A 26,245-nucleotide genomic window follows, 5' to 3' on the forward strand; every position below is an offset into this window, starting at 1 on the left:
GCCTTTTTTTCAACTTAGAAAGAATGGAGTTGTCCAAATGAGCAGTAGTTGGGATGTCATTGTCGATGCTCTTCCTGTCTTGGCCCAAGGCTCTGTGGTCACGTTAAAAATAACGGTCATTTCCCTGTTTTTCGCTCTCTTAATCGGATTGCTTTTTGGGTTAATGAGCACCAGCCGCTCCAAAATACTCCGCGGTATTGCAACCGCTTACGTTGACTTTCTCCGCGGCACACCGCTGTTGGTTCAAATCTTCTTTATTTATTTTGGTTTGCCGCCTGTCCTTGATATCAAAATTCCAGAGACAACCGCAGGTATTCTTGCGCTCAGCCTCAATGCCGGAGCGTACCTGGCTGAAATTTTTCGCGGAGGGATTCTCTCCATCGATAAAGGACAGATGGAAGCTGCTCGTTCCCTGGGACTCTCGCACGGAAAAGCCATGCGCCTGGTTATCTTGCCACAGGCTGTTCGCCGTATGATTCCTGCTTTCGTCAACCAATTCATCGTGACGCTAAAAGACACCTCGCTCTTAACGGTCATCGGTATCCGAGAGCTGATGAACAGTGGCGAGATTATCATTTCTAGCAACTTTCGCTCATTCGAAATTTGGGCTGTAGTAGCGGTCTTCTATTTCCTGATGATTTACATCCTCAGTCTGCTGTCCCGTTCCCTTGAGAGGAGGTACGCGAAATGATTCATGTAGAGAATTTGAAAAAGAGCTTTGGCTCGTTGGAGGTCTTAAAAGACATCTCAACTACTATTCAAGAGCGTGAAGTTGTCTGTGTCATTGGTCCCTCCGGCTCGGGAAAAAGTACGTTTCTGCGCTGTCTGAACCAGTTGGAAGAAGTAACGTCTGGCAAAATCACCATTGAGGGCATGGAGGTTACTTCCCCCAAAGTGGACATTAACAAGCTGCGGGAGCGTGTCGGCATGGTGTTTCAGCGGTTCAATCTCTTCCCGCATCTCACTGTTTTGGAAAACATCATGCTAGCGCCCAAGCATGTCAAAAATTCAGAGCGCCAGCAAAATGAACAAAAGGCGCTGCAACTCCTCAAAAAAGTAGATTTGGCGGACAAGCGAGACGTGTACCCCGATCGGTTGTCTGGTGGTCAACAGCAACGCGTAGCCATTACTCGTGCGCTCGCCATGGACCCTCACATCATGCTGTTCGACGAGCCTACCTCTGCACTCGACCCGGAAATGGTCGGAGAGGTTCTTCAGGTGATGAAGGATTTGGCCAAAGAAGGAATGACGATGGTCGTGGTTACGCATGAGATGGGCTTTGCCCGTGAAGTAGCTGATCGCGTGATTTTCATGGATGGCGGATATATCGTAGAAGAAGGCACACCAGCCGAGCTTTTTGACAATCCCCAGCATGAGAGAACCAAGGCGTTTCTCAGTAAAGTGCTGTAGACAAGCAACGGGCATGATGCGATTTTTCATCCATCATGCCCGCTTGTTTTTTCCTATGAAACTACTTTACACATACTCATGCGCCAACATCAAAAACACACTGGACGTCCACGTAAAGGCCCGGTCCCTCAAACCATCACCTGTCAGCGCATCGAAGTTTTCCGCCATGCCACTGCGTGCTGCCATTCGGCAAAAACGTCTGGCAATCTCCTGAGAAAATTCTGCTTCACCTGCTCGCCGCAATCCATCGACCAAAAGCATCGTCACTGGCGCCCAGATCGGGCCTAGCCAGTAGCCATCAGCGCGGTAGAAAGAGCTGGTTGGACTCTCCGTAGCCAGTCCATTCTCGGTCAAAAACCGCTCCTGCAAATCGGCAATCAGCTTGGCCCGGATGTCCTGCGGCAGCTTTTCGCCAAGCACGAGAGGCATATAGCGAATCAAGCTGTCCCCTCGGGTAGGCTGGTCGCTGCCGGAGTGGGTCGCGAAGAAGTTTTCGCCATTCCAGTGCTTCTCCAGCAGTCGTTGCAGTGTCATTTCGGCCTTTTCCTGCCACTTCGCCGCCTCTTCCGAACGCCCCATCCTCTTCGCCAAATCCGCCAGCAAATCCGTTTGCAGAATCAAATACGCAGGCAAATCCGGGCTTTCAATCGGCGCCCCATCGAGGAAAATCGTGCTGTTGTCCCAACCGCAGTCATAACCGTGATTGTACTGCGGAATCCCGTCCTGATCATCATCGCGGTAACGGAACCACCAATCGGTCCATCGACAAAGCGGCTCGTACACCTCTTCCAGCATCTCGTTTGTAATTGCGTCGTTCCGATTCAGCATCCAGCGCAGCGTCCAGCCGTGAATCGGAGGCTTGCAGCAATTCCACAACGCATACCGATCATTGATAAAATCGGGGAAAACACCACTCTCATCCTGCCTGTCGATAAATATCATGAGCTGATCCCACGCCAGCGGCAAGTTTGCTCGCGTCAGTGCCATCGCATTGAAGCAATGATCCCAGCTCCAGATATTCGTCATCCAGTTTTTGGACATGTACATCGCGGACCGTGGCAGATAGCCTTCAGGTCTCACCACACAAGACCAGGTGATGTAGGCCGCGAGTTCTCTTGCTTCGTTCAAGCCTTCGCCATGCTCCTCAGATACAGAGAGTGTCCGTTCCAGCCACTCGTCGTACTCTTTTTTTACCTGCTCCCATCCATCGGCAAAGGCAGGATAGCTGCGCTCCTTCCATACCGTGTGGAACTCCTCCCATACGCCTTCCAATACACCCGTTTCCTCGTCGGGAAGAAAGGTTACGGCGACTTGCTGTTCACGCGATGCCTTCGTAAGGTTGACAGCAAGTGATCCAGCAAGCGGAGTCAATCGCAAGCGAATTTCTGTGGAAAAGTGATTGATTTCCCAGCATCCGGCTCCAGCTTGAATCGCATAATCTGCCGCTGTCGATTCGAGCACCAGGCGCAAACCAACGCCTTGACCACGTACCTGCACCAGCTGCGGCTCGCTCATGCACAGCTTCACTTCGCCTTTATCCCCGTAAAGACGCAGCAAGGTTGGCGTAGCCTCCGTTTCAAATGGAATCGCCACATCATCGGCTACCATTTCGATTCGAAAAATCGCGCCATCGTGGTTGTCTCCTCCACGAATATTGCGCAAATATAGTCCTTCTTTTCGCTTGGCGTTACCCAGACGCGAGAGTACGAGATACGACCCGTATCGGCTAAAAGGAACCATTCCCAAATCAAACTGCATATGTCTCACCTCGAGGTTGCTTCGTCGATCGTGTACGATCGCGCTTTTCCAGCAGACGACTCATTCTGGCGTTCATCCACCAGACGGGCAGGCTCGCTCCCAACAAGATCGGCAAAACGGGAACCGCCAGCAAAAGAATCAAGAGAAGGAGCAAGCCTCCCATCGTGACGAGCGAATGCAACGGAAAGGCCGCGACTAGCCAAAACGATTGCTTGAGCGTCCGCTTCACGTCTGCATCCTCCCGAACAAGCAGGGAAAAAGCGTGGCAAGAAGTAGCCGCATGCAAGAATCCAATCCCCGCAAAAACGGCCGCAATCGAGAGCCCCCACAGGGTGCCCATTCGAAGGAAAAACACCACATCGACCCACAGGATTGCCCCCGATAGCACCGTCCCTACGCCAAGCCATTGGCTCCTCCAGAAGTAGTGGCGAAAAGCATGCCAGAAAGCGGACAAAAGCCCACGGTCATTCCACTTGCCGCTAAGTACGTCGTGTAGAGCAGCTGTCGCTGGGAAGATTCCAAAGACGATGCCTCCCAAGAGCGTGCACACCACCCACATGAGATGCGCTGCCGCCATCCGCAACAATCGCTCACCAAATTGATGAAATGACCATGCCCAGCCTTCCCACTTCGCCCGATTCCCCACTGTAGCTCCCTCCCTACTTGATAACTTCTTACTTAATGGCAACGCCAGCTGAATTGTCTACGATATATCGTTGTGCGAGGAAAAAGAGGAGTAACGGCGGAAGCGAAATCAGGAACGTTACCGCCATCAGCCCGGTAGCCTCTACTTCATACATCCCTTTAAATTGCGCCAGTCCCAGCGTCAGCGTGTACTGACTTTGGTCATTCAAGAAAATGAGTGGACCCAAATAGTCGTTCCATGTGCCCAAGATGTTGAATACACTCACCAAAATCAGAGCAGGCATCATTAACGGCATAATAATCCGGGCGTAAATCTGAAACGAACCAGCACCATCAATACGCGCCGCTTCATCCAGCTCACGCGGAATGGTCAAAATAAACTGCCGCATGAGGAAAATATAAAACGCTGACCCAAAGAACGAAGGCACAATCAACGGCTTGAGCGTGTTGATCCAGCCCAGATAGTTGAACTCCATGTACAGTGGGATCATCGTCACTTCCCACGGAATCATCATCGTCGCCAGAACGACCATGAACAGGAAGTCCCTTCCTTTAAACGTAAACCGGGCAAAGCCGTACGCGACCAGCGAAGACGAAATCAACTGGCCAATCGTGGTCAGGATCGTCACCGTCAATGAGTTTTCCAAATACAGATGAAACGGCTGTGACATCCACGCATTCCCGAAGTTCTCCCAATGCAGCACATCCGGAATCCATTTGGGTGGATACTGCAAAATCTCATCATCCGACTTGAGCGCAGTAGAGATCATCCAGTAAAACGGTGCGAGAAACAGGAAAGAGAAAAAGATCAAGCTCGAATAAGCGATCGTTTTGCGTATCAAGCTTCTTCCCCTCCCCTTCGGTTGTCGCCCTCGTAGTACACCCATTTGCCGGACGTTTTAAATACGAGGAAGGTCAATACCAGAATGATCACAAACATAAACCAGGAGTTCGCCGAAGCATACCCCATCTTGAAGTATTTGAAGGCGTTGTCATACGCGTACATGGCATAGAAATACGTAGACTGCAACGGTCCGCCTCCTGTGAGCAAGAGTGCTAGACTCAGCTGCTGGAACGCACTAATGATCGTCATAATCAGGTTGAACAAAATCGTTGGGCTGACCATCGGCAGTGTAATGCGGAAAAACTTTTGCACCGCCCCTGCCCCATCAATCGAAGCCGCTTCATACAAGCTCTCCGGGATACTTTTGAGCCCCGCCAGGAAAATCAATACCATGGAGCCCTGCCCCCACAGACTCGCAATCACCATGGCAACGAGCGCCCACGACGTATCGTTTAGCCAATCTGGACCTGTAATTCCAACCAGACTGAGCAAATAGTTGAAAATGCCGTATTCCCCGTCGTATACCCACGCCCAAATCATCGCCAGCGCCACACCGGAAATCACGCTCGGCAAGTAAAACACTGTGCGGAAAAAGCCGCTGCCTTTTACCTTCTGATTCAGCATCATGGCCAAAAACAACGCGATGAACAAATTCAACGGGACAAACAACAGCGCAAATTTAATCGTGACCCAGAGCGATTGCCAAAACAATGGATCATCCGTAAACATATTGACGTAGTTGTCCACGCCGACAAACGTAACCTCACCAACGACAGGCCAATCAAAAAAGCTCATGACGAGTGAAAACAGCATCGGTCCCAGTGTAAAAGCGAGAAAGCCGAGAATCCAAGGCAAGATAAAAAGATAGGGCGTAAGAAACGCCCTTCCCTTGAGTTTTTTCGGTTGAACGGTCATGGCAGGCTGTTTATGTGTCACAACACTCTCTGTATTCAATTTCCTGACCCCTTCCCGTTATTTCAAGAATTTCTGGGAGTCTTTGACTGCCTTGTTCAGTAATTCCTCGGCGTTTTGTCCCATCATGATCGCATTGACCGCTGCGGAAAGGTTCCGGTTGATTTCGTTCCAATGCGGATTCAACAGGAAGGCAGGCGTGTCAGTCGATTGCTCCAATGTCTTGTAGAACGGCGCGTAGAGCGGGTCCTGATCGAGCTTCTTCTCTTGTACGACACTAATACGGACAGGCAAATCAGATGTACGCATCTTGATCGCATCGCTGGAAACGAAGAACTTCAAAAACTCCCAAGCAAGCTCTTTGTTTTTGGAATCCTTGGCGATCGATACAGAGGAGGTTGCAATGACACCCTTACCAGGCTTGCCAGGGAATTGCGGCATCACGACCGTACCAAAGTCGACATTCGCCTTCTTGTACGACTCGAGCGACCATACGCCGTTGTCATACATCGCGAGCTTGCCCGCTTTGAACAAGTCATTCCCGCTCTGCTGGTTTTTGCCACCAACGAGCAAAGCGCTCTTGTCTTTCGTCAAATCACTGAAAATTTGCAGGGCTTCTGCCGTTTCCTTGCTGTTCATGTAGCCTTCGATTGTTTTTCCATCAGGACTGATGAAGCTGCTGCCGTTACTCCACACGAACTGCTGCAAATCGTACGTATCCGGCTCTGAACGAACCGCGAAGCCGTACTGCTTCTTGTCGCGAACGGTTAGCTGTTTGGCTGCCGATTTGAAATCCTCCCACGTCCAGTCGTCTGTCGGAAGTGGTACATTTGCTTCGTTAAACAGCTTTTTGTTGTAGAAGACGACCCGTGTCGAGAAGCCCGCCGGGAGACCGAACAATTTTCCATCGAAGCGATTATAGTTTAGGAGGCCTTGGTAAAAGTCGTCGATTGCCACGGATGGGTCCTTCTTTACGTACTCATCCAATGGCTCGAGTGAGGCGTGGTACGTGGGGAAATCCCACATGTACATGACATCGGGCGGGTTTTTGGCTCCGAATGCCGCTACCAGCTTCTGATCAAAACCATCTGCATATGCCTCTACTTGTACCTTCACACCCGGATTTTTCTGTTCGAATTGTTTCGCGATATCTTGTTGGATCTTCAGCATTTGGTCCGTGTCCCATGTCGCGAAACGCAATGTAACCGTTTCCTTTTTATCAGACGACGCTGGCGTTGTCGTACCTGTGTTGCTAGACGTGCCGTCTGATCCTGCTGGCTGGGCTTGTGAACAACCAGCTACGACGGCCAATAGAAGTGCCATGCCAGCTGCCATCCATTTTGACGCAACCTTTTTCATCTGTGATCCCCCCTAGATTTACCCCTCATTTTTCTTTATTTTAATGAAGGGAAAAAAACGGTGAAACCGCCAACTGTTCGCAATAGTGTGTGAATTTGTTTCCTTTTTTTCGCTTCGTTCAGGTTTGCGCGGTGGAGTGGACGATTGTTCGACTGGACTCCTCCTTTTGTTTGAAACGGTAGTGGCTCGGGGTCATCCCTGTATATTTTTTGAACCACTTGCTGAAGTATTTCGCGTCAGGAAGACCGACTCGCTCTGCTACCTCCTGAATGGACAGAGCTGTTTCATCCAGCATCGCTCGGGCCATTTTTACCCGGCGTTTGTCGAGGAACTCCCCAAAGCTCTCGCCCACTCCCTTTTTAAACATCACACTAAAATGACTGCGGCTCAGTCCCACCTGTGAAGCTACCTCACTGACCGTCAATGGGGTATCGAGACGATCGAGTGCGTAATGAACAGCCCGCTTGATCGGTTCCTGCCACGGGTCTTGAATGACGCCGTACTTGCGCGCCCGCTCCTTGCGCTGGTAGAGCATCCGTACTGTCTGCATCCACGGTTCGAGTCCAGCAAACGGGCTTGTTGTCTCCCAGCTCGTCACTTTTCCTGCCAGCTTCCACTCCACGAGCAAGGATTCTACCTGCCTGCCAGTACCTGCGGGGGTCAGCAAAAACCGGATATCGCCACATGCAATCCATTCCCATTCGCCTTCCAGCTCACTTGCTACCCATGCGCGCTCCTGCTCCTCCCGGTTCGCACTGCCCATCCCTTCCAAGAGCCATACACGCATGGAATCGTTCATCCACGACCAGTGTGATTGCAGGAGGGAGGCCAAGCTTTGCTCGAAATCCCGGCTCAAGCCAGTCAACCACGCACCGAATTCCCGCTTCCATTCATCAGGGCGTTCACGAATCTGCTCGGGTCGCGCACTCTCGCCTGCCAGCTCATTCCGCAGCTTTTCCAACAACGTACCCCATTCCTCATCCTGGAATTCGGTCTTCAACAAATATCCCGACACCCCGAGAGAGATTCCCTGCTGGGCAAAAGAAAAATCGCGGTGACAACTGAGCAGAAGCACCTTTGTTTGTGGTGCGTGCTCCTTCACCCGCCTGCACAGCTCCAACCCATCCATTTCCGGCATAACGATGTCCGTAATCACCAACTCGGGCTGTACTTGCAAGAAAGCCTCCCAGCCTTTCCGACCATTCGGTGCATCCGCCACCACTTCCATCCCATAGCGACTCCATGGCACCATTGCCTTCAGTCCTCTTCGCACCAGCACTTCGTCATCCACAATCATTACCTTGATGCTCATCAGGAAGTTCCTCCCTTTTCGGCCATGTGATTTGAATTGTGGTTCCTTCTCCTCTGACAGATGAAATCTTCATGCCGTGCTCCATACGGAAATGAAGCTTGAACTTCTGATCGACGTTGTACACGCCGAGTCCCCGTTTGCTAGAACGCTCCAGATCAGGATCGAGAAGTTTGGCCAATCGCTCCGGTACAATTCCTGCGCCGTCATCTTGCAACAGCAGCGTCACAAGCCCTTCTTTTTCACTGACACTGATCCGAATCGTTCCCTGCCCGTCTTCGAATGCGTGGAAAAAGATATTTTCCAAAAGCGGCTGAAGAGTCATTCGCGGGATCAAATAGCGACGGCAAGCCTCTACTCCAGTCTGTTCAAATTGAAAAACAGGCCCGTACCGCAGCTCTTGGATTTGCAGAAAATGCTCGACGGTTTGCAGTTCCTTTTCCAATGGGACGAGCTCCTGCGTGATGTCGAGATTGCCCTCCAGCACCTTGATGAGATGATAGAGCATATTGCCGATTTCATTGGCACCAGATAATCTTGCTTTCCACTGGATGGAATTGAGTGTATTGAACAACAGATGCGGATTGATTTGGTAGTGAACAGCTCGCAGCTCTGCTTCCTTTTTCAACTGCTCGGTGCGACTCACCTCGGCGATTAGCGTCTGAATCCGCCTCACCATTTGGTTGAAGCTCACCCCTAACCGCCCCAGCTCGTCTTCCGTGTCTACTTCTGCTCGCGTCTGCAGCTCGCCTGTTCCTACCAGCCGCATCGTTTCTTGAAGCCGTTTGATTTTTCCTGTAATTCTTCTGGAAAATAAAAACGCCAAAAGGAGTGCCAGCACTGCCGAAAGTATCAGCGCAGCGATAAAGAAGGATTGAATCACCTCCGCAGAGCGGTTCATTTGCTCGTAAGGCAAACGCACTTGAATCATCCAGTTGTTGGACTCCAGCGGTTTGTTCCAGACGATATCGCTCTCTTGCTGGACGAACGTACCCGCAGTCTGGTAAATCAGCTCGCCACTTTTGGCTGTAATCGTCACATGCGCACTCATGTCCTTTTCCAGCTGAGAAAACAATTGAAACAGCTTGCCCGCTTTCATCTCGATCAAAATCCGGCTGTCCTTCAACACGCCATAACCGCTGAGAACGGGAACGACCAGACCAAGCACCTTCTCCTGATTGCGCAGCTCCGCCTCATCCTGAAACCCGACATAATGCCGTGGTGTGTAAAAGCCGATCCATCGCTCCTCATCCAGCTTGGCGGGCAGTGCCTTCCACCACGATTCCCGCATCAGATCCTGTCCATTGATGACATTTTCCCCGAAAAAATAGCCCGAGGGCGTCACGATAAAAATGCCTTTTGTATCAAGGTTGCGGTGCGCCCCCAGGTATCGCTCGAAGTTTTTTTGTTCCAGGAAGCCCGTGTAGGTCTTCGGCTGTTCCTCCCGCATGACGACCAATGTCGGGTCTGACACGTACGTATTGATGTCATAGGCCATGTATCTCATTTGACTCAGGTAGTTATCGATCTGAATTTGCAGCTGTGTCGCAATATACTCGCCTGACTTGCTAAATTGCTCGCGAACGACCATCGACGATTTCCAATACGCCATACTCCCCAGAGTAATCAGCGGAATAATAGCTGCAATCAGCATAAAAGCGAGCAACTTGGCATGAATGCTTCTGCGCGGGAAGAGCGACCATGACTTCATGTGACAAACCACCACCGTATTCCGATTAGTTGCACTATTCAATCTTTAACTAGATTGTACAACGTTTCGGCGATGCCTTCGAGAATAACATCGTTAGTCACACAAATTCCGCTTATACAGCTGAACCGGAGAAATCGTATCCTTCGAAAAAGGCGTCAACCTCATCTGGAACTGGAACTCCTCTGGACGCAGGGCATGCTGCTCGGATTGCTTGGGTCCGCAGCTATTGCTACCCAGCCCGTTTTGTCGATAATCGAGATGCAGTGTGACATACTCCCGTTTTACGAGATCTGTCGTGTGCTTTGCTTGCTCCAGATCGTCCGTATCATAGCGAAGTGCGCTAAATTCCAGTGTCGGTTGACCCATCGCGAAAAGTCCAATGCCTCGCTGATCCGTGATCGACATCCATTTGACGTCCGTGCGATTGCCATTTTCCTGTGGAAATACATATGGCGTGTACAACTCATCCACTCTCGCGTTATACACCCCGATACGATTGGCTTCCTTGCTGTCGATATACGCCTCTCCCGGACCACGACCATACCACGAGACGCGCTCCATATCTTTGGCGACCAATAGCTTCAAGCCGATTCGCGGCAGCATCGCTGGCGGGGTGCCTTTGGGTGTGCCTTGAACATTTACTTGCACTTCGCCATTTCCGAACACGGTGTAGGTATAGCGGCACGCAAATCCCCAGTCGTATACAGGCGGAGCAATCCGCACATCGCAGGTAATGACCACACGATCTTCTCGATCCTGCTGGATGCTTACATGCTCCACCCGGTTTTGCAAACGATCGAGGTACACCTTGCGCCACTCTTCCACTACGTACATGTCATTGTCAATCGGAGCACGCCAAAACGTGAGACGAGGTCCTGCCACCAACAGCTCCTTGCCTGCAAACACCCAGCTCGTCGGCACACCGCTCACTTTGTCAAAAACGAATTGAAAATCTGCTCCAGTTAGAATCACGTCCGTTTTCGTTTCTTTTCTATCCACTCTGCCTAACACAGATTGGTACGGAGCGACCGTAACCTGTTGCGCAGCAGTCATTGGCAAGGCAAATTGTGCCCAAGCCAGCTCATGTCCAGCCTGTACCCAGCTCTCATCTTGATCCAGCACAAAGGAGAGCGTCAGCCAGTAGTCGGTTCGATCCTGCACCTGCACAGGCAAGGTATACGGAACTGCTACAATCGTGTGACTTCCCGCTTCTGTATGTGGCAGCGACAGCGTGCCGCTCTGCACCACTTGTCCGTCTGCTGTCACACTCCAGACCATTCTCACGTGCGCAAGCGTACGGAAATCATAACGATTCGTAATGGTGACGAGACCGCTTTCCAAATCAGTCGCTTCTACGACGATCGGCTCAATCACTTTTTTGTATTCGAGCAGCCCTGGAGATGGCGTGCGATCTGGACGAATCAGTCCATCGATGACGAAGTTGCCATTCGTCGGGTAGTCCCCGAAGTCTCCCCCGTAGGCATAATACTCTCGCCCATCCGGCGTATATTGGCGCAAGCCGTGATCAATCCATTCCCACACAAAACCGCCCTGCAAGCGTTGATATTTGTCAAACACATTGGCGTAGTCGCGCAAGCCACCGGGTCCATTCCCCATGGCATGAGCATATTCGCACATGATATGCGGCTTTTGCAGATGTTCATTTTCACCATGCTGGATCATTTTTTCAACCGAGGAGTACATGGTGGAAAATACGTCGCACACTTCTGCTTCGCGATCCTCCTCGTAGTGGATGAGACGAGTCGGGTCCGCTTGTCGGCACCAAGCTGCCATTGCCCGGAAGTTGCAGCCGAAGCCGGATTCATTGCCAAGCGACCACATGATGATCGACGGATGGTTTTTGTCGCGCTCCACCATGCGCTCCATACGCTCCACGTACGTCTGCTCCCACTCTGGATCATCGCTCAGTTGACTAATGTTGCCCGTCAACTGGAAGCCATGTGTCTCCAAATCGGTTTCGTCCATGACATACAATCCGTACTGGTCGCACAAATCGTAAAAACGCGGATCGTTCGGATAATGCGCGGTACGAACAGCGTTGATGTTGTGACGCTTCATCATGAGCACATCTTCGCGCATCGTTTCATACGGGACTGCTCGCCCAAGATCGGGATGATGATCATGGCGGTTCACACCGTTTAGACGAATCGCTACACCGTTTACGAAGAAGTTGTTTCCTTTTACTTCGATCCGTCGGAAGCCCACGCGGATCGGGATGACTTCTGTCTTTTCGCCCGACTCCTGCTCAATCGCAAGCAGCAGGTGATACAGGTTCGGCTCCTCCGCCGACCATTTTTTCGGCTCCTGCACCGGAAGCTCCAAGGTCACGACCTTTTCCTGTCCGGCTGCCAGTTCGCCTGCTTCGGTGTCGGTTAGCGAAGCGATAGGCGTGTAGGATTGATCCAGCAGCTTTGCGGTCACGCTCACCCCGTCATAGGCAGCAGCGGAACTGTTTTCTACATGGACACGTACGCGAAGCACACCATGGCGAAATTCATCATCCAGATCAGCCACGACTGCCAGATCACGTACATGCAACTTCGGTCTGGCAATCAGGGAAACATCCCGAAAAATCCCGCTCAAGTACCACATATCCTGATCCTCAACATACGTGCCGTCCGACCATTGGTACACTTGAACAGCCAAGCGGTTCCTGCCTTCCTGCAACAGCTCCGTCACATCAAACTCAGATGGCAAGCGGCTTCCTTGGCTATAGCCGACTTCCTTCCCGTTCAGCCACACATGAAAAGCGCTGTCGACCCCTTCAAACCGCAGGATCACCTGCTGATTTTGCCACGCAGACGCTACCGTAAACTCTCGCAAATAGCAGCCTGTCGGGTTATCTGACGGGACATGCGGCGGATCGACTGGAAACGGATAGTACAAGTCCGTGTAATGCGGTTTTCCGTACCCTTGGAGCTGCCAATGCCCCGGTACCTGAATCCGGGCCCACTCGGTCGCATCATAATCGGTAGCAAAAAAGTTTTCCGGCACACGCAGTGGTGATTCTGCGTATGCAAACTGCCAATGCCCATTCAACAACTGAAACCACGGTGTCGCTCCTCTTTCATACGTCAGTGCTCCCGACTCTTCCGGGTAAGACAAAAAGTAAGCCCGCGCCGCCAAGCGATTTCGCTCTAGCAGCTGATGATTTGCCCAGTCATACCGTTGCTGCATCGATGTACACTCCTCTTTTTACATTTTCACGGTTCCTTGTTCCCTGTTCATGCCTTGCAGGGCCAAGGCGCCAGCACCGAGCATGCCTGCATCCGCACCGAGCTCGGCCAAAACGATTTTTGTCTGTTGATGAACGACTTCCATGGCGTACCGTTGTACACTTGCTTGTACGGGGGCCAGCAATAGCTCTCCAGCCCGGCAGACGCCACCGCCGATCACTACGAGTTGCGGGTTGCACACGTTCACCAACACAGACAAGGCCCAGCCAGTTACTTCACACGCTTCGTTCCATGCGCAGGTCGCCACCGCATCACCTTGTTCCACTGCCGTAGCCACCTGCTCAGCCGTAATCCGCTCGATCTGTCCATCGCATAGAGTAAACAGAGGAGAGGCTTTTGCTTGCTGCGGATTTGCATCGAGCTCCTGGTCCAAGCGCTCACGAGCCAATCTGGCAATACCTGTGGCAGATGCGACCGTCTCCACACAACCGAGCTTGCCGCAATTGCATGGAGCGGTAAGCCCTGGATAACGCACATGACCAATCTCTCCCGCGAATCCGTGACTGCCCCGAACGAGCTTGCCTTCGTTTACAATCCCTGCCCCCACCCCTGTACCAAGCGGCACAAAAATGAGGTGGCTTACCTTCCTGCCCGCACCGAATATGGCTTCTCCGAGCGCAGCCGTCCGTAAATCGTTTTCAAAAAAAAGCGGCAGCTCCACCAGCTTCGCGAGTGGTGTCCGCAAGTCTGCCTGATGCAATTGAAAGTTGGGCGAGTGAACCGATATCCCATTTTCCGCATCAAAAGGACCAGGAAATCCGATCCCTACTGCCTCTATTGGAACGGGTGATTGAACCCGCAGCTCTTTAATCAAGGCAGCCATTCGCTCAATCAAGATGGGCAAGTTGTTATGGACTTTTGTCTCCTTGGCAGCCCGGAGGAGAATTTGCCCATTCTCGTCTATGACCGCCCCTTTCATTGTCGTACCACCGACATCGAGGCCAATTACATGACGCATGCTACTCCTCCCTTCTGAACCAGCTATTCTACTCGACTCGCTCCACATGCATCGGCTGACTCCTCAACTGCTGCACATCATCGAGCTCGATCATGCCTGCTCCAAACGACCGTGTATTCGCCGCGCCGCATGCCATCCCCAACCAAATCGCATCTGGCCAAGCCAAGCCCCGCAGCTTTCCGACAAGGACACCCGCAAGCATGGAATCACCGCAGCCCACTGTATTTTTCACTTCGGCATCTGCTAACGGGATCGCGGAAATACGCCACGTCTCCTGGCCATCACCAAACCACGCGCCCTCCTCCCCTAACGAGAGAAGGACTCGCTGCGCACCGCGCTCACGCAGCTCGCGTATCGCTCTGCAACGTGCCTCGTCGCTATCCAGCGAAAATCCAAGAATCGCTTCCGCTTCCGGTCGATTGGGCTTGATGAGCGTGGGCGTTGCCTTTATTCCTTCTAACAGTGCCTGACCGCTCGTATCCAGCACGCATGCGGTTCCTTTCCTGGCGACACCTCGAATGAGTGCAGCGTATGTTTCGGCTGGAACGCCACCTGGCAAGCTTCCGGAAAAAACCATGTACTGTGCCTGATCCGCCAGCTCGATCAAACGCATTTGCAAGCGACTGATCTCTTCTTCACTGGGCAAGGGACCCTGCTCTAGCACTTCTGTCACCGTTTTTTCCTGTTCGTCGAGAAAAGCGAGACACAGTCGGGATTCTCCGCGCGTTTCGATAAACGAGGACGTGATCCCCTCACGTTCGCAGCCTTCCGCGATGAACCTCCCGTTATGACCGGCGACAAAACCGCTTGCGACTACATCCTGCCCCAATGCTTTCGCTACACGCGCTACATTTATCCCTTTTCCGCCGGGCAAGCTCAGTACATCCCCCGTGCGGTGTAGCTCTCCAGAACGAAAATGCGAGAGGCGATACGTCTTATCGATGGCCGCGTTCAGCGTTACCGTTACCAGCATGCTATCTCACCTGCACAGTAACGAGCGGCTGCCCCATTTTTTGTTTGAACAAATTGATCACTTCTACCGGGGTTGGATCGACGCCGCGAATCAGGGCAGCGTACAGCGACACGAAGTCAGCCAAGTACACGATAGAAAACAAACGAGCCATTCGGGACACGCCGTGGGAATGAACCACGCTTACCCCACCAGCGCGCTCACGCAAAATGTCAGCGCTGATCTCTACACGTTGGATCGTCTTCTCGCTGTCCTCCAGATCGCGAATGAGTGTAAAATGAACACCCTTCAGCAGAGCAGACGGCGAATCCCAACCCACAGCCTCGTCGTGGTGCAGGCTCGGTATGGCGTTCCAAAATGCCATCAGTTTGCTGTTTTCCCCTAGCTGGTTTTTCCAACGCCACGCAGGGGCATCGAAAAACGGAAGCGTTCCATACACGACAGGTATCAGCCCATCCATCTCGATAGCGATTTGTTTGGCTTCATTTTTCGCGATCGGAGAATCCGTTCCGTAGATGTGCTTCCACTCCTCGAACAGGGCAATCGTCTCCTCGACCTCCGCACGCTTGTCGGAAATCAGCCCGAGCTTCGTCAGGATGGCGAGAATCGGCAAGAAAATATAGCCGAGTACGATCCGCGGCATCATTCCGCCTGGCACGAGCAAGCACGCATGATTGTGTTCACGGGCCATCTCCAATACTTTTCCGCCCGCCGTAATGACAGCGATTTGTGCTCCTTTGGCGATAGCTGCTTCGTAGCCGCTGACGACTTCTTCTGTATTGCCGGAATGGCTAACGACGATGACGAGCGTCTTCGCATCCACAAAAGCCGGGATCGTATACCCTTGATTTAACTGAAGCGGCACTTGCAGCTCGTCAAACAAATACGACTTGATCAAATTGACGCTCGCAGCCGAACCGCCCCCAGTGCCAAGCACCACAATATTTTCAATTTTAACAGAAATATTAGACACATCTAAACTATCAGATAATTTTAAGCCTGTTTTAAACTGTTCATCGTAGCTTTCCGTATCTTGCAGGGCAGAAATCGTGTCCAGTTCGCGCAACGCTTTCGCATCATCGAGGTTTATACGCATGTAAAATCGTCCCTTCCTGTCTTTTTGGATTAACGTACATTCGCTTTTCCGATACAACCGCACATCTCCATTTTGGCGAGTGCGACTTCTTTAACCGCCTGCTTGGCCTGCTTCATATAGGTGCGCGGGTCGTTTTCCTGCGGGTTGTTGTCAAAAACGCCCTTGATCGCTTGCGAAAACGCGATACGCAGCTCTGTCGCTACGTTCATCTTTGCCATGCCGAGCTGAACCGCCCGCTTCACCTGCTCCTCGGGAATTCCCGAGCCGCCGTGCAACACAAGTGGCACAGAAACACGACGGGCAATCTCCTCGATGCGAGCAAAATCAATGCGCGGCTCCCCCTTGTAAATCCCGTGAGCCGTACCAATCGCCGGTGCCAACGTATCCACGCCAGTCAACTCGATAAACCTCTCGCACTCAATCGGGTCAGCCAGTGCAGCATCTGCATCATCGACGACAAGATCGTCCTCCACGCCCCCAACCTTGCCGAGCTCTGCCTCCACATTGACACCGCGCTCCCGAGCCAGCTCCACTACACGCCGCGTCATCTCCGCATTTTCTGCAAAAGGATGCATCGACGCGTCGATCATGACTGATGTATAACCCGCTTCGATACATCGCATGATCAGTTCCTGTTCATGACAGTGATCCAAATGCAGGGCAATCGGCACCCGGGCCTCTTCTGAGGCTACCCGGGCGATTGCTGCTACATACTCCGATCCAAGATGCCGGACCGTTCCGACTGTGGTCTGTAAAATGAGCGGTGCGTTTGCTTCGCAAGCCGCCTCCACTACTGCTTGGAGCATTTCCATCGTGTGTACGTTGAAGGCGCCTACACAATATCCTTGCTCCCTTGCTGTGCGCAGCATCTGTGTCGATGATACCAACGCCATATCGATCCCTCCGTTTCTCTCTGATCTGGTAGTTTACCTAGTTACGCCCTGCAAGCTCGCCAGCTCCAGGTTGATGCCCAGCTCCGCATACTTACTGACAAGATGCTGTGCCGCCGCATCCGTAATAATCCGATCGACATCGGACACCCCAGCGAACTTCGCCAAATGCGTCTCTCCGAACTTGCTATGGTCAGCGAGCACATAGACTTTTCTGGCGCGTTCCATCATGACTTGGTTAATTTGCGCTTCGGCCAGATTGAGCGTCGTCAGTCCATTTTCCGGATGAACCCCATCTGCCCCGATAAAGCATTTGAAAACAGAAAGTCCTCGCAAATTGTCCGATGCGACAGAACCAACGAGCGCAAATGACTTGTGGCGCATCTCTCCCCCGATCAAGATGACGTGATGCTTGCCTTGACTGTTCAGCTCCATCGCGATATTGACCGCATTCGTCACGACCGTCAGATCATTCAAGCCGCGCAGCAGCTTGGCGAGCTCCATCATCGTGGTCCCTGCCCCGAGAATAACCGTGTCCCCCGGCTGTATGTGCGACAGCGCTTGATGAGCAATCGCTTGCTTCTCTTCGCTTCTCTCTTCCAGCTTCTCTGTGAAACTGCGCTCCAATGGCAAGAAATTCGTAATCGTCGCGCCCCCGTGAATGCGCGTCAGCAGACCATCATTTTCGAGTTTGATCAAATCTTTTCGGATCGTTACTTCAGACACATCCAGCGCCAGACTTAATTGGCTGACGGTTACGCTCTGTTCTGCCTTCAATTGTTCGAGGATCTTGCTATGCCGTTCGGCTGCCAGCATATTGCTTCACTTCCTTACGATCATAAATTGTATGGTTTCGTTTTGTTTCTTTTTATCTTTCGTTTAATTTCACTTCGATCTTAGCATTGTAGAAAAACGAATGTCAATTCAGTTATGTAATTTTCAGAAATTTTCCCAAACAGTCATGCAATGAAAACGTTTTGCCGATTTTACATCAAAAGGGAATTGCACGAAAAATCCGTACAATTCCCTTTTTCTTACTTTCTAATTTTTTTCATCCACCGATTGTGCTTTTATTAACTCAGCGACAATATCTTGTTGCTGTGGAATGTCTTCAATAAACATTACCTGGTAGCACAAATCATTCTCTACCCAAAAATAACTGATATTGTCGTGCTCGTCTGGGGAACTCAATGCTTCGTCTATTTTATATTTTTCTGTTTTAAATACTTCCTTCCCCTCTAGTTGCAGACGAGTTGCTTTCACGTTGAATTTTTGACCATCTATCCTCTCGAAAGTAGCACTGCCGTTCTTTTTGATCTCTTGAAACATGCTGGTGTCCTTATCTTGATCAACATAGAAGCTTTCTTTAAATTTTGCTTGCTTATTGGTTCTTTCATAACGTACGATAAATCCCTTTGATGTATGGTCCGTATCTCTGTAGTATACATCGGCACCTATCGCTTTAAATGTCCCAAGCAGTTGCAATGGCATCTTAGGAGCAAATCCGAGTGATTCCTGAGCGTAGCGCAAATCCTCTGTGTCATAGACAGGTGTTTTGAACAGGTCATCCGTTTTGTATCGCTTTAACATGTTTTTATCCGGCAATTTCATGGAAGAAATCACGTTTAGCATTTCTTGCTGGGGATTAGATGCAGGACCATCAAGCTTATACTGAAGGCCTTGTTCCTCCCAGAAATATACAGAACGCGAGAACGAATCTTCATTATCCGTCAGTTTTAGGATTTTCAATCCATTCAGGTTCAGGGTTTCCTTCTTGATTTCTGAGGATTGTCTCTGCGTCCATATGATGTCGTTATGCTCAACACCACTTGGGATCACCACGACATCAAAATAAGTCCTTGCATCCCTTCTAAAGTCCATTGCCACCCCGGAAAACTTTTTCCCCGTTAAATCCAGACGAACTGCTTTAAGCTTTAACTCTGGCAAATCGGGCACTTTAAACGCAGTAGGAGATACCTTAACCGCTTTCTCCAAATTGTTATAGATTCGGTGAGAGGAATCAAAGAGAATTTGGTCTCCTCCCGTTTGTGCAACACTGTCAGAACTGCTTGCCGGAGCTGATGTGGCAGCGTTGGTTAACGTCGCTGAACCCAGACCGATCATGCAGACTATCGCGAGCGCAGAAAACTTATACGAACCCTTTTTAAATGTTTTTATCATGGTGATTCTCCTTACCATTTCATTTTGGTTGTTTGTTCCCCCGAAATACAGCAGTTGGGGGTGTGCGGATTTGGACGAAAACAGCTTCAAAAAATCAATCATCGTCAATCCATAAGGAGTAGCTTCATTTTCTCCGAGAACATCCAGCACGTAGGCGTCGCATGCGATCTCCCTGTCGGCTTTCATTCTCTTTATACATATCCAAACAATCGGGTTCATCCAGTGAATCGCCAGGACAAAGCAACTGAGCACATTCCACCACGTATCTTTTCTTTTCAAATGGGCCAGCTCGTGCGAAAAAATATGCAGCAGCTGAGTGGAGGTCAGCTCTTTTACGACTAATTCAGGAACAAATATCCACGGATGAATCAATCCAGAAATACATGGGCTTTTTGCATAGTTACCTGTATACAACGGGACTGGCTTTTTGATGTCGAATTTCCTTTGACATTCTTCCAAGACTGACAAGATCCGCGGGTCTGTTACAAGGGTGAGCCTTTTCGCTCGTTTTCTCATCCTCAAAAGATAGGAGCACAAATAGGTGATTAACGTAACTGTCCCACCAAACCATATTGTTGATATGATTGGCAAGACTAACGGATATATATCGGAAAAGGAGAGGAGTGGTTGCTCTACTTCCTGCACTGATAACGTTTCAGGTATGGCATGATTTATTTCCGTTGCCATGTTAAGATCATTTTGTTGTATTTTTTTCTCTTCGCTGTTTCGAGAGATTTCATTTGATGAGTGGTATGCATCCAAATGAATGATCGAAACGGCATTTTTTATGTGTAAGGCAACATTAAATATACTTGCATCGCTATTGGGGAAATCCGGCAATAGCAGTCTGACCAACACAATGAGCCACAGTGCATGCTGAAGGCGCGCACTCAAATGATGATGAAACAATTTTTGAATGGCTATCACTAGCAGGGCAACGGTACTCGCCGCTAGTGTAGAATAGAAAAACCATAAAAAAATGTTGCATAGGATCTCCATGTTTGTTTACCTCTAACGATGGACTCTAGGAGGTTGCAATCTATGTAGCTGCTATCGTTTTTCTTCCTTTTTTTCTTCCAGTATCTTTTGTAGTTGCTCAATCTCCTTCTTGGACCAATCCACCTCTTCCAAAAAGTTGGTTACCATCAGCTTTGCGGCTCCGCCAAACACTCGGTTTAAAAAGGATCTGCTTTCCGCTTTGACACAATCTTTTTCGGAAACTAGCGGGTAGTACAGGTAGCTTCTTCCCGACCGCTCAAACCTGATCGCCTTTTTTTTCAGCAGTCTGTTCAGAAAAGTACGGACCGTCTGATCGCTCCAATCGATATCATTCGGCAGTTGAACAGCGATTTGCTCAGCGGTAATCGGATTTTGCTTCCAAATCACCTTCATAATTTCCCACTCAGAATCAGATATTCTCGGAATATTGGACATTGTCTTCACCTCCTATCACTAGGCAATTTTGATTTACAAATGTAAATGCAAATAACGATGTAAATTTTACAAATGTAATTTTATTTTGTCAAGCAATGCAGCATCTTCCAACTGAAACCTCTATAAAGCATTGCTGCGGAATAAAGCCAGCCTGCTTAGGTTTTCATACCCAAACAGGCTGGTTGCTTGCCTCTCTACTCTATATCCCGACTTTCCAGCATGAAATCAATAAACTTCTTATGCGCCCGTGAAAGCCATTTGTTTTTATGGTAGGCAATTTGCGCATAGAACAACAGCTCTTCCTCGCACGCTATCATTTTCACTTTTTGCTCATTCAACAAGGCTTCGACACTAATATACGGCATCAAGCTCACGCCTAGCCCGTTTGCCACGCTCTGCTTGATCGCTTCCATACTGGAGAACTCCAGGTGATGCTTCGGCTTGATCTCCCTTTTTTCCAAGAAGCGTAGGAAAAACCGCCGCAGAGCACAATGCTCTCCACTGAAAATCATACATTCCTCGCCAGCATCCTCTATTTTTTCAAACGAATGATCCCGCCCACCGATAAAAACCAGTCGCTCGGTAGAGAACGGCTCCACGACCAGATTCGGATCATCGAGCTTTGGCTCCAGCGTGATCACGATATCCAATAGACCATCATGCAGCTTTTCCCGCAGGCGAATGCAGTCGTCCATTACAAATGAAATATTCACGCCCGAATAGCACGCTCTGTACCTGGACAAAATGTCACCCAGCCGATAGATCGTGATCGTCTCCGAGGCCCCGATGCGTAACTCGCCTTGCAGTGATTGCTCATTTGCCGATATATCCTTGATCTTCGCATACGAAACCAGCAGCTCCTCGACGTACGTATACAGCTCACGGCCATAAGCAGTTAACTGAATTTTCTTCCCCAGTCGATCAAACAGCGGGACACCCATTCCTTCTTCCAGCTGCTGAATATGGGATGTAATCGTCGCCTGTGAATATTGCAGTGCCTGTGCGGCCTTCGTAAAGCTGTTGAAATCGACGACTGCCTTAAAGGTTTGAAACTGGCGAATCTCCATCCCGGCTCCCCCCTGCTCGCATGTTTATTATTAGAAATCCTGAAGATCATCTTCAGAACTTTCATTTTTACTAATAACTAATGATAGCATATGATTCTTGATAAGTACCGGTACGGCTTGAACGATTCGAACAGAGGAGCTGATTTTCTATGAAAAAAGTGTGCTTGTTATTACCGAATGGCTTTGAGGCAGTAGAGGCTAGCGTATTTACAGACGTAATCGGCTGGAACAAGGAAGAGGGCGACGGAACAACGGAGCTGGTGACGGTGGGCACGCGCAAGGAGCTGAAATGCACGTGGAATTTTACTGTGATCCCCGAGATGGTGATCGACGATGCGGATGTAAATGACTTCGATGCGCTGGCACTGCCTGGCGGTTTTGAGCATGCAGGCTTTTATGAAGATGCTTATCGCGAGGACGTTCTTGCTTTCATACGTGAATTTGAAAAGCAAGGCAAAGTGATTGCCTCCATCTGCGTGGGTGCTCTGCCCCTCGGGAAAAGCGGGATTTTGCAAGGACGAAACGCAACGACCTACAACCTGAACAACCAGTTGCGGCAAAAGCAACTAGCTGCGATGGGTGCCAATGTCATCCCTGACCAATCCATCGTCATCGACAACAATATCATCACCTCTTACAATCCATCGACCGCTTTTGATGTGGCATTCACCTTGCTAGAGTCGCTGACATCCCGCGAAAACACCGACCATGTGAAGCGCTTGATGGGGTTTCTTGTATAATAAAACCGGCATTTTGCCCAATGCTCTTGGGTAAATGCCGGTTTCTTTCTGCTATTTAACGAACAAGCTCGCCAGCGCTCACTGTGTCTAAATGAATGAGAATATCAAATGCTTGCCCAAGCGAAGTTGTTATCGTGTTTGGTTTGCTTGGATCAGCAGAACCGAATCCGATCAAAAACGGCCGTTCTTCCTCTAACCATTTTTGGGTGAGACCTGTAGCATTCCGTAAATCAACAAAGTATTGATCCTTTGAGACTTGATCCAGAGTATGATTGAATGTTTTTGGATCATTCAATTGAATGGTAGCTGGAACAATTTTATTTTCAAGGTTAAACGCGTTATAATCGCCTTTCCCGAATGAAGTTCCAATCGTTACATATTCCTTTCCATAATGCTCCAGTAAATACTGACCGGCGAGCTTCGGGTATACCTCTTGCAACATATTGTTCTTTGCGATGTGCCCATTGTGACCCCATACGATTGTTTTTCCTAGCTGTTCATGAGCCCACTTCGCATTCTCAAACATCGCGATATCATGCTTCAAAAATAAATCAGATGGATTCTCCGAGAAGTTGAAATACATGCCAGTAAATTGCTCAATGACCTTGGCGTGTTGCTTAATCCTTGCGAACTCCTTGGATTGGCCGTTCAGACTGCTTTTGTTTTGTTCCAATATTTCCGTGATTTCTTTCGCTTGCTCCTGATGTTTTTTCTGAATGGCCTGTGGCAAAGCTGAATAGGTTTCCAGGTCCTTCGTAACTTCGGCAAGTTCCTTCATTTTATTATTCACACGGGGCAGCAGGTCAGGCTTATATTTTTTTATATACTGTCTGATCTCATCGTATACATTTTCGCTGACATTTTGTACATCCATTCCGACCACCCGCAGTTTCGTTTCGTTCTCGGGATCGGCATTGTACTCACGCATCCATTCCAGCATGTCTACGATTTCTTTTGTTTGAAATATAGGCATTAGGAATTTACTCGGATTCCCTTCTCCTGTGAGAACGTAATGATCAAGTTTCAATGCGTTGCCCCAGTTTTCTTCTAATACAAGGGTGGTAAAGCCCATTTCCATGACGAGAAATTCAACAAACCGGTGTTTCATCGTATAAATTTCACGACTTCCATGATTTGCCTCACCTAAACCTACGATTGAAGCAGAACCGATCATTTGGCGCAGCGGTTCAATATCTTTAAAATCAGTCCCAGGCTCAGCGCTATTCAATTGAAAAGAGTTCAGCTCTAACCATTCTTTTGGACTTAGATTTTCTGCCTTCTTCCCTTGTTGTTGTTCGCTGTCCGTCTCGGTTAATGGAGCTGTATTCGTGCATCCTGTTATGAGTAAACCAAAAATCGATACCGCGACGATGCTACTTCTGTAAAAGGCCGTCAAGTTCATTTCTCTTTCCTCCAAACAACTTTGTATGCTCAAAGTATGGCCCGGGCACTGCCTGTACAACAAGTAACGTTTTGTCATAAGGTTCAGACGCCCCGTTACCAACGGTTTCTCCCTACCCCATATGACAATTTGTCATCAAAAAAAGCACCGGATCTTGAAGATCGGTACTTTTGAAATAGCATTTCCTATGTCATATGCTGCAATCGGGGATAAGAATAAGCCATCCATCACACCCTACTGGCAAAAGGAGTGGTGAATCATGGAGAAAAAGCGAGGTTCTGCCGAGCACGAGCCCACAGTAGCGCCAAGCATGTACGGTCATGATCCTTTGGAAGTAAAGGCGACGGAAAAAGAAGTGGAAAAAGGGGATTACACAAAGGTAACGCGGCTGTTCCTCGACCGAACGCCGGAAGAGTAAAGACGGGATTTCTCCCGTCTTTTTGTCATCTATAGGATACTCTCGGTTCGTGCCAGTTCAATTGCTTCTTCCCGGTTGCTGACACCGAGCTTCGAGTAAAGAGTGGAACAGTAATTCCGTACCGTTCCCTCCGATAAATATAGCTTGGTGGCAATTGATTTGTAGCGAAGCCCATCCGTTAAAAGCTGTAAAATCTCCCTTTCCCGTTTCGTCAATCCATACGGATCATTCGGGCTGTACTTCTCTAATTGCTCACGTTGGCGCTTCATCTCTTCAAATACGCGTGTAGCGATCGACTGATCAAGCCACGTTCCCCCGCTATAGATGAGCTTCAGCGCTTCCATCATCTCTTTTGGACGAGTAGACTTCAGCATATATCCTTCCGCCCCGTGCTCCAACGCTGATGCTGCCTGTACCGAATCCTCGAACGTTGTCATGACCACAATCTTCATGTTCGGCCAGCGTTCTTTCATTTGAAGGAAGGTCTCCAGTCCGTTCATCCCTTGCATGTGCACGTCCATTAACACGATATCCGGCTGGTGTCGCTCACACTGTTCCAATGCTTCTCGCCCATCACTTGCTGTACCCACAACGATAAAGTTGTCCTGCTGGCTTAAGATTTGCTGTAAGCTGTCGGCAATCATCACCTGATCATCAACAATAAGCAGACGGATACTTCCCTGTCCAGCTTCTGCCTGTATGGGAACATTACAAATGACAACGGTCCCTTGCCCTGATTGTGAATGAACGGACAGCGTACCTTGCTGTTGCTCAAGCCGTTCTTTTATTCCCTTTAGTTCTAAGCCGAATTCGCTGGATTCTAGTCCGTTGCCATTATCTTCGATTTGTAAACGGAGTTGCTGACTTTCGAAATACAGATCAACAGCTATCACACTTGCTTGGCCGTGACGAACCGCATTTGTAAGCAATTCTTGCAGGCAACGATATAAAGAAATGCTCATTTTTTGCATAACGAGCGTCTCACTGCCGATCACACGGAAGTTGACCGTTACACCTGTTGACTTCATAAATTCTTCCGTCAGTTCCAGGAGTGACTCACTTAACGACTGGTTGAACCGAGCATGAGCATGAGAGAGCTGATGCAAATGCTTTCTGATATCATCCAGGCTGCCCTGTGCTATGGAGACAAGTTTATCAACTCGTTCGACCTGTGAATCAGGAACCGAGGATCGGAGCGACTCAACGCCAACAATCAGAGAGGTTAGCGAATGGCCAATCGTGTCATGTAACTCATGTGACAACCGATTACGTTCCTCGATCAGTGTCAGCTCCTCGATTTGCTTAATATGCTGCTCCAATAATTGCTTCTGTTCTTGAATGATACGGCCTTGCTTATGAGACTCAATTAATATACTAAATGCCATCCCCATCGCAAAACCAAAGCTGCAACTAAACATGAACTCGTACGGGAGACGATTGGTAATCAACCCGTTCAAAACCGGAAAAATAATCCCACTAGAGATGCCCGTCCACATATACGTTCTGCGACTACTGGCCACACCAATAATGATTACTAGTAAAACGAAAGGCCAAGTCCATCCAGGTGCTACAAAGGCCACAAATAGATAAAAAAAGCCTGTCATTACGACTTCGACTGCTAGATACCAATCTTTTTTTCTATATTGAACGATCAATGGAATGGCATAAACCAAAAAAGCAATTAGGATGATGACTCCGAACGGAACGGCTATCATTGCCGGATACATAATATCTGCGATGACGAAGATACCTAGCCAAATCGTTCGCAAGGCAAAAATCACCCAATTGTACCAGAACCATTTTTTTATCATAGATAACATTTGTCATGTACTCCTGCTCGTTTGAATGGTAAGGAATTTCCCGAATGTTTCTGACTCATCATGC

The 26,245-nt window shown here is 49.5% G+C and carries 22 protein-coding genes; 4 read left to right on the forward strand and 18 right to left on the reverse strand.

Annotated elements, in window-relative coordinates; all coding sequences use genetic code 11:
- Positions 1–37: 37 nt before the first annotated feature.
- Both FO446_RS28305 and FO446_RS28310 read left to right on the forward strand, forming a co-directional pair.
- Complete coding sequence (locus FO446_RS28305; RefSeq protein WP_173611721.1) at positions 38–691, forward strand: amino acid ABC transporter permease; 654 nt, start codon at positions 38–40, stop codon at positions 689–691.
- Positions 688–1,410 carry an amino acid ABC transporter ATP-binding protein gene (locus FO446_RS28310; protein WP_173611720.1) on the forward strand — a complete coding sequence of 241 codons (723 nt, stop codon included), beginning with the start codon at positions 688–690 and terminating at the stop codon, positions 1,408–1,410. Before FO446_RS28305 ends, FO446_RS28310 begins: the two co-directional genes overlap by 4 nt.
- Before the next feature lie 66 nt (positions 1,411–1,476).
- Here the strand turns inward: FO446_RS28310 and FO446_RS28315 are convergent, their stop codons facing one another.
- From FO446_RS28315 to FO446_RS28390, 16 genes are all read right to left on the reverse strand, one after another.
- Positions 1,477–3,168 carry an amylo-alpha-1,6-glucosidase gene (locus tag FO446_RS28315; protein WP_237899673.1) on the reverse strand — a complete coding sequence of 564 codons (1,692 nt, stop codon included), beginning with the start codon at positions 3,166–3,168 and terminating at the stop codon, positions 1,477–1,479.
- Positions 3,158–3,814: a YesL family protein gene (locus FO446_RS28320; protein ID WP_237899675.1), complete on the reverse strand. Its 657-nt coding sequence runs from the start codon at positions 3,812–3,814 to the stop codon at positions 3,158–3,160. Before FO446_RS28320 ends, FO446_RS28315 begins: the two co-directional genes overlap by 11 nt.
- 28 nt (positions 3,815–3,842) lie before the next feature.
- Complete coding sequence (locus tag FO446_RS28325; RefSeq protein WP_370646674.1) at positions 3,843–4,655, reverse strand: carbohydrate ABC transporter permease; 813 nt, start codon at positions 4,653–4,655, stop codon at positions 3,843–3,845.
- Positions 4,652–5,572 (reverse strand): carbohydrate ABC transporter permease, encoded by a 921-nt coding sequence (locus FO446_RS28330; protein ID WP_221868746.1) that lies wholly within the window; start codon positions 5,570–5,572, stop codon positions 4,652–4,654. The genes FO446_RS28325 and FO446_RS28330 overlap by 4 nt, the downstream gene beginning before the upstream one ends.
- Positions 5,573–5,629: 57 nt before the next feature.
- Positions 5,630–6,928, reverse strand: a complete 1,299-nt coding sequence (locus FO446_RS28335) for an ABC transporter substrate-binding protein (protein ID WP_173611716.1) — start codon at positions 6,926–6,928, stop codon at positions 5,630–5,632.
- A 118-nt stretch (positions 6,929–7,046) separates the two neighbouring features.
- On the reverse strand, positions 7,047–8,240 hold the full coding sequence (locus FO446_RS28340) for a response regulator transcription factor (RefSeq protein ID WP_237899677.1): 1,194 nt from the start codon (positions 8,238–8,240) through the stop codon (positions 7,047–7,049).
- On the reverse strand, positions 8,212–9,948 hold the full coding sequence (locus FO446_RS28345) for a cache domain-containing sensor histidine kinase (RefSeq protein WP_232773691.1): 1,737 nt from the start codon (positions 9,946–9,948) through the stop codon (positions 8,212–8,214). The genes FO446_RS28340 and FO446_RS28345 overlap by 29 nt, the downstream gene beginning before the upstream one ends.
- Positions 9,949–10,041: 93 nt before the next feature.
- The gene (gene ebgA / locus FO446_RS28350) at positions 10,042–13,146 is read right to left on the reverse strand and encodes a beta-galactosidase subunit alpha (protein WP_221868690.1); all 3,105 of its coding nucleotides are present in this window, start codon (positions 13,144–13,146) and stop codon (positions 10,042–10,044) included.
- Between the two features lie 18 nt (positions 13,147–13,164).
- Entirely contained in the window at positions 13,165–14,163 is a 999-nt protein-coding gene (locus tag FO446_RS28355) for an ROK family protein (protein WP_173611712.1), read from the reverse strand.
- Between the two features lie 28 nt (positions 14,164–14,191).
- Entirely contained in the window at positions 14,192–15,136 is a 945-nt protein-coding gene (locus tag FO446_RS28360) for a 1-phosphofructokinase family hexose kinase (RefSeq protein ID WP_173611711.1), read from the reverse strand.
- A gap of 1 nt (position 15,137) precedes the next feature.
- Positions 15,138–16,229 (reverse strand): bifunctional phosphoglucose/phosphomannose isomerase, encoded by a 1,092-nt coding sequence (locus tag FO446_RS28365; RefSeq protein ID WP_173611710.1) that lies wholly within the window; start codon positions 16,227–16,229, stop codon positions 15,138–15,140.
- A 29-nt stretch (positions 16,230–16,258) separates the two neighbouring features.
- On the reverse strand, positions 16,259–17,122 hold the full coding sequence (gene fba, locus FO446_RS28370) for a class II fructose-1,6-bisphosphate aldolase (protein WP_232773695.1): 864 nt from the start codon (positions 17,120–17,122) through the stop codon (positions 16,259–16,261).
- Positions 17,123–17,155: 33 nt separating this feature from the next.
- Positions 17,156–17,935 (reverse strand): DeoR/GlpR family DNA-binding transcription regulator, encoded by a 780-nt coding sequence (locus tag FO446_RS28375; RefSeq protein ID WP_232773696.1) that lies wholly within the window; start codon positions 17,933–17,935, stop codon positions 17,156–17,158.
- Between the two features lie 225 nt (positions 17,936–18,160).
- Positions 18,161–20,299: a M56 family metallopeptidase gene (locus FO446_RS28380; protein ID WP_237899679.1), complete on the reverse strand. Its 2,139-nt coding sequence runs from the start codon at positions 20,297–20,299 to the stop codon at positions 18,161–18,163.
- Positions 20,300–20,350: 51 nt separating this feature from the next.
- Complete coding sequence (locus FO446_RS28385; RefSeq protein WP_237899680.1) at positions 20,351–20,734, reverse strand: BlaI/MecI/CopY family transcriptional regulator; 384 nt, start codon at positions 20,732–20,734, stop codon at positions 20,351–20,353.
- Positions 20,735–20,928: 194 nt separating this feature from the next.
- On the reverse strand, positions 20,929–21,801 hold the full coding sequence (locus FO446_RS28390) for a LysR family transcriptional regulator (RefSeq protein WP_237899682.1): 873 nt from the start codon (positions 21,799–21,801) through the stop codon (positions 20,929–20,931).
- Between the two features lie 149 nt (positions 21,802–21,950).
- Between FO446_RS28390 and FO446_RS28395 the strand changes: the two genes are divergently transcribed.
- Positions 21,951–22,541 carry a DJ-1/PfpI family protein gene (locus FO446_RS28395; RefSeq protein WP_237899684.1) on the forward strand — a complete coding sequence of 197 codons (591 nt, stop codon included), beginning with the start codon at positions 21,951–21,953 and terminating at the stop codon, positions 22,539–22,541.
- 55 nt (positions 22,542–22,596) lie between these two features.
- Here FO446_RS28395 and FO446_RS28400 read toward each other — a convergent pair whose 3' ends face one another.
- Entirely contained in the window at positions 22,597–23,943 is a 1,347-nt protein-coding gene (locus FO446_RS28400; protein WP_237899686.1) for an erythromycin esterase family protein, read from the reverse strand.
- Between the two features lie 259 nt (positions 23,944–24,202).
- On the opposite strand from FO446_RS28400, the gene FO446_RS28405 reads away from it, so the two are divergent.
- Complete coding sequence (locus FO446_RS28405; protein WP_237899688.1) at positions 24,203–24,361, forward strand: hypothetical protein; 159 nt, start codon at positions 24,203–24,205, stop codon at positions 24,359–24,361.
- Between the two features lie 29 nt (positions 24,362–24,390).
- Here the strand turns inward: FO446_RS28405 and FO446_RS28410 are convergent, their stop codons facing one another.
- Entirely contained in the window at positions 24,391–26,181 is a 1,791-nt protein-coding gene (locus tag FO446_RS28410; protein WP_237899689.1) for a response regulator, read from the reverse strand.
- Positions 26,182–26,245 lie beyond the last annotated feature (64 nt).

The sequence above is a fragment of the Brevibacillus brevis genome, assembly GCF_022026395.1.
Taxonomy (GTDB): domain Bacteria; phylum Bacillota; class Bacilli; order Brevibacillales; family Brevibacillaceae; genus Brevibacillus.

Coding starts and splice junctions, on each gene's coding strand:
- ebgA (WP_221868690.1), bottom strand. CDS start 13,146: ATGCAGCAACGGTATGACTGGGCAAATCATCAGCTGCTAGAGCGAAAT.
- FO446_RS28365 (WP_173611710.1), bottom strand. CDS start 16,229: ATGCGTATAAACCTCGATGATGCGAAAGCGTTGCGCGAACTGGACACG.
- FO446_RS28315 (WP_237899673.1), bottom strand. CDS start 3,168: ATGCAGTTTGATTTGGGAATGGTTCCTTTTAGCCGATACGGGTCGTAT.
- FO446_RS28400 (WP_237899686.1), bottom strand. CDS start 23,943: ATGAACTTGACGGCCTTTTACAGAAGTAGCATCGTCGCGGTATCGATT.
- FO446_RS28390 (WP_237899682.1), bottom strand. CDS start 21,801: ATGGAGATTCGCCAGTTTCAAACCTTTAAGGCAGTCGTCGATTTCAAC.
- FO446_RS28395 (WP_237899684.1), top strand. CDS start 21,951: ATGAAAAAAGTGTGCTTGTTATTACCGAATGGCTTTGAGGCAGTAGAG.
- FO446_RS28355 (WP_173611712.1), bottom strand. CDS start 14,163: ATGCGTCATGTAATTGGCCTCGATGTCGGTGGTACGACAATGAAAGGG.
- FO446_RS28380 (WP_237899679.1), bottom strand. CDS start 20,299: ATGGAGATCCTATGCAACATTTTTTTATGGTTTTTCTATTCTACACTA.
- FO446_RS28310 (WP_173611720.1), top strand. CDS start 688: ATGATTCATGTAGAGAATTTGAAAAAGAGCTTTGGCTCGTTGGAGGTC.
- FO446_RS28330 (WP_221868746.1), bottom strand. CDS start 5,572: ATGACCGTTCAACCGAAAAAACTCAAGGGAAGGGCGTTTCTTACGCCC.
- fba (WP_232773695.1), bottom strand. CDS start 17,122: ATGGCGTTGGTATCATCGACACAGATGCTGCGCACAGCAAGGGAGCAA.
- FO446_RS28345 (WP_232773691.1), bottom strand. CDS start 9,948: ATGAAGTCATGGTCGCTCTTCCCGCGCAGAAGCATTCATGCCAAGTTG.
- FO446_RS28360 (WP_173611711.1), bottom strand. CDS start 15,136: ATGCTGGTAACGGTAACGCTGAACGCGGCCATCGATAAGACGTATCGC.
- FO446_RS28410 (WP_237899689.1), bottom strand. CDS start 26,181: ATGTTATCTATGATAAAAAAATGGTTCTGGTACAATTGGGTGATTTTT.
- FO446_RS28335 (WP_173611716.1), bottom strand. CDS start 6,928: ATGAAAAAGGTTGCGTCAAAATGGATGGCAGCTGGCATGGCACTTCTA.
- FO446_RS28305 (WP_173611721.1), top strand. CDS start 38: ATGAGCAGTAGTTGGGATGTCATTGTCGATGCTCTTCCTGTCTTGGCC.
- FO446_RS28405 (WP_237899688.1), top strand. CDS start 24,203: ATGGAGAAAAAGCGAGGTTCTGCCGAGCACGAGCCCACAGTAGCGCCA.
- FO446_RS28385 (WP_237899680.1), bottom strand. CDS start 20,734: ATGTCCAATATTCCGAGAATATCTGATTCTGAGTGGGAAATTATGAAG.
- FO446_RS28340 (WP_237899677.1), bottom strand. CDS start 8,240: ATGAGCATCAAGGTAATGATTGTGGATGACGAAGTGCTGGTGCGAAGA.
- FO446_RS28375 (WP_232773696.1), bottom strand. CDS start 17,935: ATGCTGGCAGCCGAACGGCATAGCAAGATCCTCGAACAATTGAAGGCA.